Genomic DNA, 10,379 nt, shown 5'->3' with positions numbered 1-10,379 from the left:
AGAACTGGGCAAGATCAATAGGATGCACGGTGGCAGCAGGGCGTGGGGGTTGGTTCGTTTGGCGACTGCCAATTTACCCACTCCCCTGACTGTCAACGCGCTCTTCCCCCAGACTCCGCGAAGAACCAAAAAAAAGGGCGGCCACGCGCTACGCGGGCCGCCCGAATCACGGAGTTGCTTACATCGCGTGACCACGATGACTTGTGGCCACCCGTATTGGATTACCGTTCGAGGATTGCGGTCACACCTTGACCGCCTGCGGCGCAGATGGAGATCAGCCCGCGCCCCTCGCCGGCCGCCGCCAGCAGCTTGGCCAGGTTGGCGACGATGCGCCCGCCCGTCGCGGCGAACGGGTGTCCGGCGGCGAGCGAACTGCCCTTGACGTTCATCTTGCTGCGGTCGATGGAGCCCAGCGCGGCCTCCAGCCCCAGGCGCTCCTTGCAGTATTCGGCATCCTCCCAGGCCTTGAGCGTGCACAGTACCTGGGCGGCGAACGCCTCGTGAATCTCGTAGTAGTCGAAGTCCTGCAGGGTCAGGCCGTTGCGTGCCAGCAGGCGCGGCACGGCGTAGACCGGCGCCATCAGCAACCCCTCCTTGCCCTGGACGAAATCCACCGCTGCCGCCTCGCCGTCGCGCAGGTAAGCGAGTACCGGCAGGCCACGGGCCTTGGCCCACTCTTCACTGGCCAGCAGCACCACCGAAGCGCCGTCGGTCAACGGCGTGGAGTTGGCCGGCGTCAGGGTGCCGCGCGGGCCGCGTTCGAAGCAGGGCTTGAGCGTGGCGAGCTTCTCCGCGCTGATGTCCGGGCGCAGGTTCTGGTCGCGGGTCAGGCCCAGGAACGGCGTCATCAGATCGTCCTGCCAGCCCTCGGCATAGGCCGCCGCCAGCTTCTGGTGACTGGCCAGCGCCAGCTGGTCCTGCTCGTCACGGGGGATGGCCCAGCGCTGCGCCATCAGCTCGCAGTGCTCGCCCATCGACAGCCCGGTACGCGGCTCGCCATTGCGCGGGATATGCGGCGCGAGGTGGCGCGGACGAATCTTCAGCAGGCTCTTGATCTTGTCGCCGGTGCTCTTGCCACGATTGGCCTCCAGCAGAATCTGGCGCAGCCCTTCGTTGACGCCGATGGGAGCATCGGAGGTGGTGTCGACGCCACCGGCGATACCGCAGTCGATCTGCCCGAGGGCGATCTTGTTGGCCACCAGGATCGCCGCTTCGAGGCCGGTTCCGCAGGCCTGCTGCAGGTCGTAAGCCGGGGTTTCCGGCGCCAGGCGCGAGCCCAGCACGCACTCGCGGGTCAGGTTGAAGTCACGCGAATGCTTGAGCACCGCGCCAGCGACCACTTCGCCGAGGCGCTCGCCGTGCAGGTTGAAGCGCTCGACCAAGCCCTCGAGGGCGCTGGTCAGCATCTCCTGGTTGCTCGCCCGGGCGTAGAGGGTGTTGGAACGGGCGAACGGAATACGGTTGCCGCCTACGATGGCGACCCGGCGCAACTGGGTCATGAGGACTCCTTGCTGGTCGAGAGAGCGAAGAGACGAGCGACTGCGCGTCAGCCGGCCCCCGGAGAATGTCAGGTTTACACTTTAGCCTTCTGGCCGCACAGGCTAAACCTCGCGCCGTTGCGAACATTGGCCGCCTTGCCGGCACATGAGGCAACAGAGTCAATTGCGCTTTGCCGACTGCCGCGTACAGTGGCAGCACTTCCGATTCGTCCGCAGGAGTCTTTCATGTCCGACCGTTACCTCGCCTTCGCCAACTCCTCCACTGGCCGTCGCCTGGTCGGCGCACTCGGCCTGCCGGCCCCGGTACGCCTGGAGCGCTGGATGGCCGGCCGAGTCAGACCGGTGGACGGCGCCCTGCTGTTCGGGGGCGAGGGTGACCTGCTGAAGAGCATGCTGCCGTTCGCCAACAAGCTCACCGACCAGCTGTTCGCCGCGCGCGAGGGCCAGCTGGAGCTGCCGCGCTGGACCGCCGAGCACGGCCCCAGGCTCAAGGCCCTGGTGTTCGACGCCAGCCACCTGACCCGTTTCGAACAGCTGATCGAACTGCGTGATTTCTTCCAGCCGACCTTCAAGGGCCTGGCCAGCAGCCCGCGTGTGGTGGTGCTGGGGCGCGCACCCGAGTCGATCAAAGACCCCATCGCCGCCAGCGTGCAACGCTCGCTGGAAGGCTTCACCCGCTCGCTGGGCAAGGAAATCCGTCGTGGCGGCAGCGTGCAGCTGCTCTATGTCGGCAAGGGCGGCGACCAGCAACTGGAAGGCGCGTTGCGCTTCTTCCTGTCGCCGAAGAGCGCCTACGTCTCCGGCCAGGTGTTGCGCCTGGGCGCCTGCGCTGAACAGGTGAAGGACTGGACACGACCGCTGGCCGGCAAGAAAGCCCTGGTCACCGGCGCCTCACGCGGTATCGGTGCCGCCATCGCCGAGGTGCTCGCCCGCGATGGGGCCGAGGTCGTGCTGCTCGATGTCCCGCAGGCGGCCGATGCGCTGCAGGCCCTGGCCGCGCGCCTGGGCGGCCAGGCCGTGACCCTGGACATCTGCGCCGAGGACGCGCCACAGCGTCTGATCGAAGCCCTGCCCGAGGGGCTGGATATCGTCGTGCACAACGCTGGCATCACCCGCGACAAGACCCTGGCGAAGATGAGCGATGCATTCTGGAACTCGGTGATCGACGTCAACCTCAAGGCGCCGCAGGTACTGACTCAGGCGCTGCTGGACGCCGACAAGCTGCACGACAACGGCCGCGTGGTGCTGATCGCCTCGATCAGCGGCATCGCCGGCAACATGGGCCAGACCAACTACGCCGTGAGCAAGGCCGGGGTCATCGGCCTCGCCCAGGCCTGGGCGCCGGCACTGGGCAAGAAAGGCATCAGCATCAACGCAGTGGCGCCGGGTTTCATCGAGACCCAGATGACCGCCGCCATTCCGCTGGGCATCCGCGAAGCCGGGCGCCGCATGAATTCGATGAGCCAGGGCGGCCTGCCGCAGGATGTCGCCGAGGCCGTGGCCTGGTTCGCCCAGCCCGGTTCCGGCGCAGTCACCGCGCAGGTGCTGCGGGTGTGCGGACAGAGCCTGCTCGGGGCCTAGCCGCAACGACCCGGCGCGTAGCCTGCAATCAGGAGCGCGTCGGGGTTCGGTGCACTACGACAGAAGCGTGCAGCTAGGCAGGGATGGGCGGCGACCGTCGCCACTCAAGCGCCGGCCACTTCCCGCGTCACGCCTTGCCGCGCTTGCGGAACTCCACCGGGGTCTCCCCCACCCAGCGCTTGAACGCACGGTAGAAGGTGCTCGGCTCGGAAAAGCCGGTGCGCTCGACGATCACCTCGATACGCTCGTCGGTCTTGAGCAACAGGTCCTTGGCCAGGCGGCAGCGGTAATCGGTGATCAGGTCGTTGAAGCGCACGCCGGCCATCGCCAGGCGCTCGCGCAAGCGTCGGGCAGGCATGTTGAGGCGGCCGGCCACCTGTTCCAGCGTCGCGCCACCGTCGACCAGCAACTCGGCGATCAGCTCGCGTACCTGGCGTACCAGGTCCAGGCGCTCCACCTCGGCCAGCTGCCGCCGCGCCAGAGACTCGTGCATGCGCAGCAGGTCCGGGGCGGCATGGCGCGAAGCCTTGTCCAGCACCGCGGCGTCGAACAGCAGCGCGCAGTCCTCGGCCCCCAGCCGTACCGGGCAACCATAGACCGCCTGGTAGCGCTCGGCCGGCGCACCCTCGGCGTGCATGAAGCGCACCTCACGTGGACGAAAGTCGTTTTCGGTCAAGGCGGCGAACAGGCGGATCACCGCGCCTGCGAGCATCTCCGGAAAGTGTCGCGGGGTATCGGCTTCGACACCGAGGGTCAGCACCGCCATCTCGCCGTCGACGGCAAGATGGGCGTTGAGGGTATCGGAGAGCAGCCGCACGTAGCGCAGCGCATGGCGCAGACCCGCGCCGAAGGTTTCACTGGAGAGAAACAGGTATTCCAGGAGCAGGCCATGGAACGCCGGCAGATGCTCGGCCAGGAACAATCCCACATGCGCCTCGCCGCACTCTTCGCTGGCGGCTTTCCAGAACGCTGCCTGCGCGGCATGCGGGAAGCGGCCAGCCGGGAGTCCGCCAGGAGGCAGGCCAACCCGCACCAGCACACGGTCGGGGTCGGTTCCGCTGGCGCGCAGGGCATCTATTACCGGGCGCATCAGCGCCACATCGTCGGTCAGATCACGCATGATTCCTGCTGTTCTTTTTATTAGTGAGCGTTATTCGTGAACGGCGCCATCTTAGGGGCAGCGGGCCGCCGTGCGCAAACCGCGCAGCAGAGGGATTGGCTGCCCGGCATGCACACAAGGCAGCACAGCCAATGCCAGCGCGTCAGCGGCGGTTAAGCTGCTGCCATCCATTCGCCAAGGAGTTCGTCCAATGGCCATCGACTGGCTCGATCTCGACACCCCGCCGGCCCTGCCCGGCCTGTTCCTGCGCGCAGCCCTGCGGCGCAAGGTGACCGGCCGCCAGCTGCCCGACCTCGGCCTGCGCTGCCGCGTGGAAGTGGACCCGCAGCACCTGGCGCGCTATCGCCAGGTCTGCGCCATCGATGACAGCCCCTACCTGCCGCCGGTGTACCCGCATGTGCTTGCCTTCGGCCTGCAGATGCAATTGCTCACCGACCGGCGCTTCCCCTTCCCGCTGCTGGGCCTGGTGCACCTGGAGAATCGTATCCGCGTGTTGCGCCCGCTGGGCGGACTGGGGCCGTTCCAGGTCAGCGTGCAGGTGGCCGATCTGCAACCCCATGACAAGGGCGCCACCTTCGGCCTGATCACCCGCCTGGAAGACCAGCTCGGCCTGCTCTGGGAAGGCGACAGCCGCATCCTCTGCCGCGCCCTGCGCCTCGACGGCCAGATACAACCGCGTACCGAACGAACGCCATTGGAGCTGACGTCACTGGCCGACTGGTCCGCCCCTGCCGACACCGGCCGCCGCTATGCGCGCGTGGCCGGCGACTACAACCCGATTCACCTGTTCGCCGTCACCGCGCGACTGTTCGGCTTCCCTCGCGCCATCGCCCACGGGCTGTGGAACAAGGCGCGCAGTCTGGCAGCGCTGCAGGAGCACCTGCCGCTGGCCGGCTACGAAGTCGAGGTGCGCTTCCAGAAACCGGTCCTGCTGCCCACCCACGTGGCCCTGCAAGCCAGTGCAGCTGCACCCGCTGGCCAGTTCCACCTGATCGGCGAGCAGGATACGCCGCACATGGCCGGGAGCTGGCAGCCGCTGGAGCGCTGACCCAGGGCGGCAAACACGCTTGGTGCAGGCCCCGGCTTGCCGGCGCTCAGCGGCTGCGCGTGATCGCCGGCAACAGCGCATCGACGCCTGGCCTGAACAGGCTCAGGGAAGGCTGCCGAAGCGAGGCCCCGAGTTGCATGCGGGCCACACACTCCGCTTGCAGCGCATGGCGTTCGCGCCGAAGCTATGCGGCTCGAAAGGAGCCAGCCGATGAACCTGCCCGAACTCACCGCCCGCATGCACGCCATTCGCGATCACAACGACTGGCGCCGTTACCAGAGCCCGAAGAACCTGGCCATGGCCGCCAGCGTGGAAATGGCCGAACTGGTGGAGATCTTCCAATGGCTGAGCGAAGAACAGTCGCGCCAGCTGCCCCCTGAACAGCTCGCCCACGCGGGGCAGGAAGTGGCCGACGTGGTCCTCTATCTCCTGCAGCTGTGCAGCGAACTGGGCCTCGACATGAATCAGGCGGTGCTCGACAAGCTCGCCGACAACGAACGGCGCTTCCTCAAATGAGCGACCGCCACTTCGATGAACTCGCCACCCGCTTCGCCGAGAAGATCTACGGCGGCGCCAAGGGTGCGATCCGCCTGGCCGTGCTCCAGGCCGACCTGGCCGAAGCCTTGCCGGAGCGCAAGCTGCGCGTGCTCGACGTTGGCGCCGGGCTCGGCCACATGAGCCTGTGGCTGGCCCAGCGCGGCCATGACGTTACCCTCGCCGAACCTGCCGAACCGATGCTCATCGGCGCGCGCCAGCGCTTCGCCGAAGCCGGACAGAGCGCCACCTTCATCCAGGCCCCCTGGCAGGAACTGCTCGGCCAGCTGCAGCAGCCCTACGACCTGGTGCTGTGCCATGCCGTACTGGAATGGCTGGCCGAACCGGCCGCCATCCTGCCGGTACTGCACCAGCTGACCGAGAACAACGGCTGGCTGTCGCTGGCCTTCTACAACAAGGATGCGCTGATCTACCGCAACCTGCTCAAGGGGCACTTCCGCAAGCTGCGCAAGGAGCGCTTCGCCGGTGAAGGCCAGAGCCTGACCCCGCAACGCCCCGTCGACCCGCGCGAACTGGCCGCGCAACTCGAGCAGCATTGGCAGGTCGAAAGCCGTAGCGGCGTGCGCGTGTTCCACGACTACATGCCGCAGGAGTTCCAGGCCAAGGCCGAGTTGGTCGACCTGCTGGAAATGGAGCTGGCGCACCGTCGCCACCCCACCTTCGCCGGCCTGGGCCGCTACCTGCACTGGATCTGCCGACCGCGCTGAGCACGTTGGACGAAGCAGGCCGGGCGGCGTAGCCTGAACCTCATCGGAGATGCCGCGCGCGACCACGGAGACGACCATGCGCACCGCCATAGCCTTACTCGTCCTGCCCCTGCTGGCGGCCTGCCAGAGCCCGAATCCGTACCAGGCCGAATCGCTGCCGATGCCGCCGGCGCCCCCAGGTGCGGCCAGCACCTTCGACCACAGCGCCTATCCGGCGGCCCAGCGCGACTACGGCCGCTACCGCAGCTGGAGCTGGCTCGACGGCCGCGCGCCGGGCGGCGAGCAACTGGCCGAAAGCGTCAGCGCCGGCCTCGACCAGTACGGTCTGCGCCCCGCCCTGCAGGGCCCCGGCGATCTGCTGGTGCGCGCCCGCATCAGCCAGGAAACCCGCCAGCGCCAGTACTACGACGATGTCGGTGGCTACTACGGTGCCGGCAGCCGCTGGGATCGCCACTACGGCGCCTGGGGCAGCGTGCCCATCGTGCGTACCTACGAACAGAAAGTCGCCGTGGTACGCATCGAGCTGATCGACCCGCGTGACCGCCAGGTGGTCTGGTCCGGCAGCGGCGAAGCCATCGCCGGCAAGGACCAGAGCGCCCAGGCCGAGGCCATGCGCGTGGCCATCCGGGCCGCGCTGGACGGCTACCCTCCCTATTGATCGAACGCACTGGAGCTCATCATGCGCGCCCTGCCCTACCTGCTTCTCACCCTGCTGCTGAGCGGTTGCGCCAGCGTCAGCCTGGAGCACGACTTCGACCCCGGCCGCGACTTCTCCGCCTATCGCAGCTGGAGCTGGAAGGACGCCAAACTGCTCTACCAACCCGATGACGCGCGCCTCAAGAGCGACATCACCGAGGCCCGCATCAGCCAGGCCGTCGCCGACCAGCTCGAGCAGCGAGGCCTGCGCCAGGCCAGCGCCGGCCAGGGCGACCTGAAGGTACAGAGCGTACTGATCGTCGACGAGCGCCAGGACCAGATCACCACCCAGTACGGGGGCGGCTGGGGCGGGTACTGGGGAGGCTACTGGGGCGGCCCGGCCTTCACCGAAACCCGGCGCGTCGACTACAAGGTCGCCACCCTGCAGATCGACCTGTACGACGCCCGCGACGGCAAGCTGGTCTGGCGCGGCAGCGGCGAGCAGATCATGCGCAACCAGCCGCCGAGCCCCGCCGAGCGGGAACGTGCGATCCGCGACACCGTCACCCAGGTGCTCTCGCAATATCCACCACGCTGAACGAGGAACGCAGCGCGTGAATGCCCACCTGCAGCACCGCCCCGCCACGGCCGCCGACCTCCAGACCGTGGTCGGCTTTCCACAGAACGCCGATGAACTGTTCTTCTGCTACCCCAAGGCCGTCTGGCCGCTGGACGTCGGCCAGCTCGCCGCCGCCATCGCCGAGCGCCGCGACAGTGTCGTCTTGGAGCTGGACGGCAGGATCGCCGGCTTCGCCAACTTCTACCAGTGGCAACACGGCGAGTTCTGCGCCCTGGGCAACCTGATGGTGGCACCCTGGGCACGCAGCCGGGGGGTGGCGCAGTACCTGGTCAGCGTGATGGAGCGCATCGCCCGCGAACACTACAAGGTGCCGCTGATGAAGGTGTCCTGCTTTAACGCCAACGCGGGCGGCCTGCTGCTCTACAGCCGTATGGGCTACCGCGCCGTCGGCATCGTCGAGCGTCGCGCCCCGGATGGCAGCCGCGTCGCCCTGGTGCAACTGGAGAAACCCTTGTGAGTGCGGTGCGGCGTGTGCTGATCATCGTCAGCAGCGGCCCCAGCACCCCGGCCCGCTGTGCCGCACCCTTTCACACCGCGACCCTGCTGGCCTGCATGGACGCCGAGGTCACCCTGTTCCTCAGTGGTGAAGCCGCGCAGCTCGCACAGCAGTCGGTCGCCGACACCCTGCGCGCCAGCGAACAGGGCGAGCCGATTCGCCACTTCATTCAGCAAGCGAAACTGGCGGGAGCGCGCGTGCTGATGTGCCGTGCGCCGGGCGTCGTCATCGATGAGAGCGCCCTGATCCCCGAGCTGGACGAGATCGCCAGTGGCGGTGAACTGGCGCAGATGATTCTGGAATACGATCGCGTGCTGACCCTCTGAGGACCGCCATGAACCTGCACGGCCTGGCCTTTCCCGATGACCTGCTCTACGCCCCGGAGCACAACCTGTGGCTGCGCGAAGAAGCGGATGGCTGCCTCACTCTGGGTCTGACCGCATATGGCTGCGCGCTATACGGGCAGATCTTCGCCTTCACGCCCAAGCGCGACGGTCAGCGCATCGAGCAGAACCGTAGCTTCGGCGTCGTGGAGTTCGCCAAGGCCGCCTCCTCCGCACGCAGCCCGCTGAGCGGCATCCTGCACAGCAGCAACGCCGAAGTCGTCCGGCGACCGGCTCTGATCAACCAGGACTGCTATGGAAACGGCTGGCTGGTGAGGCTGATAGCCGATGACCTGGCGCTGCTGAAAACGCAACTGCTCACTGGCGCAGCTGCACGTCAGGCATTCGCCGAGCGGATGGCGCGTGACGGCTTCGACCCGCAGGCAGAGGGCGTTCAGGTACTCGGGGACTGAAGCGAAGCGCGGGCTTCGACGGCGAGCAGCTTTGCCGTTCCCTTGTTTCAGCGCTGTTCTTGACGCAGTCGTTCGGTGGCCATGGCTAGTTTCGCTGACGTGCAGCATCCAGCGCTATTTGACGCAGTCCAGTTCGGCTACCTGCTCGAACGCCCCGGAGTCGATCACCGGCAGCGAGTGGGGCGCTTCAACCCGTTCCTTCAACTTGCTCGAGAACGCCATTGCAGACGGCTGATCGTTGAAGCTCATCTTCAGCGAGCCTATACAGACGATCCATTGCTCGGTCCCCTTGCTCTCAACCTTTTCAATCGAGATATCCATGCTGCCTCCATCGGTATACGGGTTCAGATCGGCAGGTCGGGTAAAAAAAAAGGCCAACCATGCGGTTGGCCTTGCCTAGTAGGTATGAGCAGCACCCACTTGCTCAGGGTGCTGCTCCAATCTCCCTCTACGACATTGCAAAAAAATGACGATAGCCGCGTTTCTCGGCCTGTCCACTCGTCCGACGCTGATGCGCTGCAACATTTCAGTAACATTCATTGCCTACCTTGCACGCGTCTAAACCGAGGGTTTCACCTTGATCCGCAACGTACGCAAGTCGCTAGACTCCATAGCAAGCAACAATGAAGACGCGGCATTCGCGCTGATGCGCGCCGCAGAGAACACTCGGGATGAGGTACTGCGCCAGCAGATGCTCCGACTCGTCCACCGCCTCAATCAGGATGCCGTAGACCTTCGCATGCTGCGCGACGAGGTCTCCTACGTAGGCGAGAAACGCGCCTGAGCCGGCAATCATCCGCTACCAGGTACCGCCCCTCCCCCTCGCAGGATCATCAGGCTCCTGTAGCGAGCAACGAGGGGGCGAACCTACGTCTTGAAAGTGGCGGAAGGCAGTGAGAGTCGAACTCACCCAGGAACGGATGCCGTCCCCCACCGGGTTTGAAGCCCGGCCACGCCACCGGGCGTGATTGCCTTCCTTATTGATTCACAAGGCTTTTTCTTGCTCTGCTCGATCAGTGTTCGCGGAAGTGTCGAAGAGGTGTCGAAAGTCTCGACTGGGTCCGAACGACAACACATCCTGCATGTGTCCGGGTGCCAAGTGAGCGTAGCGCATCGTCATGCTCAACGAAGAATGCCCAAGAATCTTCTGAAGAGAAAGGATGCTGCCACCGTTTGAATCGCCCCTGATTTCTTAGACACCTCCAAGCCTCATAATGAGGCCCATCAGGAGGTGCCATGAGCAACCAGCGTTACCCCGAAGAATTCAAAATCGAAGCGGTCAAGCAAGTGACCGAGCGCGG

The 10,379-nt window shown here is 66.2% G+C and carries 13 protein-coding genes, 1 tRNA gene and 1 pseudogene; 10 read left to right on the top strand and 5 right to left on the bottom strand.

The genetic code is table 11. The annotated features are described in order from the left end of the window. Window positions 1-221: 221 nt before the first annotated feature. Window positions 222-1,499 (bottom strand): acetyl-CoA C-acetyltransferase, encoded by a 1,278-nt coding sequence (locus tag EWH21_RS04930; RefSeq protein WP_134676947.1) that lies wholly within the window; start codon window positions 1,497-1,499, stop codon window positions 222-224. A gap of 225 nt (window positions 1,500-1,724) precedes the next feature. Between EWH21_RS04930 and EWH21_RS04925 the strand changes: the two genes are divergently transcribed. Further along, a complete protein-coding gene (locus EWH21_RS04925; protein WP_277699950.1) occupies window positions 1,725-3,080 on the top strand; it encodes a 3-oxoacyl-ACP reductase in 1,356 nt (451 codons plus the stop codon). A gap of 127 nt (window positions 3,081-3,207) precedes the next feature. Here the strand turns inward: EWH21_RS04925 and EWH21_RS04920 are convergent, their stop codons facing one another. Beyond that, a complete protein-coding gene (locus tag EWH21_RS04920) occupies window positions 3,208-4,200 on the bottom strand; it encodes an AraC family transcriptional regulator (RefSeq protein WP_210390414.1) in 993 nt (330 codons plus the stop codon). Between the two features lie 190 nt (window positions 4,201-4,390). On the opposite strand from EWH21_RS04920, the gene EWH21_RS04915 reads away from it, so the two are divergent. From EWH21_RS04915 to EWH21_RS04880, 8 genes are all read left to right on the top strand, one after another. Further along, window positions 4,391-5,248, top strand: coding sequence for a MaoC/PaaZ C-terminal domain-containing protein (locus EWH21_RS04915; protein WP_277699949.1), 858 nt, complete (start codon window positions 4,391-4,393; stop codon window positions 5,246-5,248). A gap of 210 nt (window positions 5,249-5,458) precedes the next feature. Then, the gene (locus EWH21_RS04910; protein ID WP_037046147.1) at window positions 5,459-5,764 is read left to right on the top strand and encodes a nucleotide pyrophosphohydrolase; all 306 of its coding nucleotides are present in this window, start codon (window positions 5,459-5,461) and stop codon (window positions 5,762-5,764) included. Then, a complete protein-coding gene (locus EWH21_RS04905) occupies window positions 5,761-6,510 on the top strand; it encodes a methyltransferase domain-containing protein (protein ID WP_047584413.1) in 750 nt (249 codons plus the stop codon). Before EWH21_RS04910 ends, EWH21_RS04905 begins: the two co-directional genes overlap by 4 nt. Window positions 6,511-6,586: 76 nt before the next feature. Next, complete coding sequence (locus EWH21_RS04900; protein ID WP_037046143.1) at window positions 6,587-7,168, top strand: DUF4136 domain-containing protein; 582 nt, start codon at window positions 6,587-6,589, stop codon at window positions 7,166-7,168. A gap of 21 nt (window positions 7,169-7,189) precedes the next feature. Then, the gene (locus EWH21_RS04895) at window positions 7,190-7,744 is read left to right on the top strand and encodes a DUF4136 domain-containing protein (protein WP_037046142.1); all 555 of its coding nucleotides are present in this window, start codon (window positions 7,190-7,192) and stop codon (window positions 7,742-7,744) included. Window positions 7,745-7,760: 16 nt separating this feature from the next. Further along, window positions 7,761-8,243: a GNAT family N-acetyltransferase gene (locus EWH21_RS04890; protein WP_277699948.1), complete on the top strand. Its 483-nt coding sequence runs from the start codon at window positions 7,761-7,763 to the stop codon at window positions 8,241-8,243. Further along, window positions 8,240-8,608, top strand: a complete 369-nt coding sequence (locus tag EWH21_RS04885; protein ID WP_277699947.1) for a DsrE family protein — start codon at window positions 8,240-8,242, stop codon at window positions 8,606-8,608. The genes EWH21_RS04890 and EWH21_RS04885 overlap by 4 nt, the downstream gene beginning before the upstream one ends. Before the next feature lie 8 nt (window positions 8,609-8,616). Next, on the top strand, window positions 8,617-9,078 hold the full coding sequence (locus EWH21_RS04880; protein ID WP_047584418.1) for a glycine cleavage system protein H: 462 nt from the start codon (window positions 8,617-8,619) through the stop codon (window positions 9,076-9,078). 114 nt (window positions 9,079-9,192) lie between these two features. Here the strand turns inward: EWH21_RS04880 and EWH21_RS04875 are convergent, their stop codons facing one another. Next, window positions 9,193-9,399: a hypothetical protein gene (locus tag EWH21_RS04875; protein WP_277699946.1), complete on the bottom strand. Its 207-nt coding sequence runs from the start codon at window positions 9,397-9,399 to the stop codon at window positions 9,193-9,195. Window positions 9,400-9,655: 256 nt separating this feature from the next. On the opposite strand from EWH21_RS04875, the gene EWH21_RS04870 reads away from it, so the two are divergent. Further along, window positions 9,656-9,862, top strand: coding sequence for a hypothetical protein (locus EWH21_RS04870; protein WP_080757014.1), 207 nt, complete (start codon window positions 9,656-9,658; stop codon window positions 9,860-9,862). Window positions 9,863-9,959: 97 nt separating this feature from the next. On the opposite strand, the gene EWH21_RS04865 is transcribed toward EWH21_RS04870, so the two are convergent. Both EWH21_RS04865 and EWH21_RS23985 read right to left on the bottom strand, forming a co-directional pair. Further along, window positions 9,960-10,055: transfer RNA gene (locus EWH21_RS04865), tRNA-Sec, on the bottom strand. Window positions 10,056-10,063: 8 nt separating this feature from the next. Then, a pseudogene (locus EWH21_RS23985) lies at window positions 10,064-10,255 on the bottom strand (integrase); the annotation flags it as partial. Window positions 10,256-10,379: the final 124 nt, after the last annotated feature.

This window comes from Pseudomonas sp. REST10 (assembly GCF_029542605.1).
Lineage (GTDB): Bacteria > Pseudomonadota > Gammaproteobacteria > Pseudomonadales > Pseudomonadaceae > Aquipseudomonas > Aquipseudomonas khazarica.
This window is presented reverse-complemented; position numbering and strand designations above follow the sequence as displayed.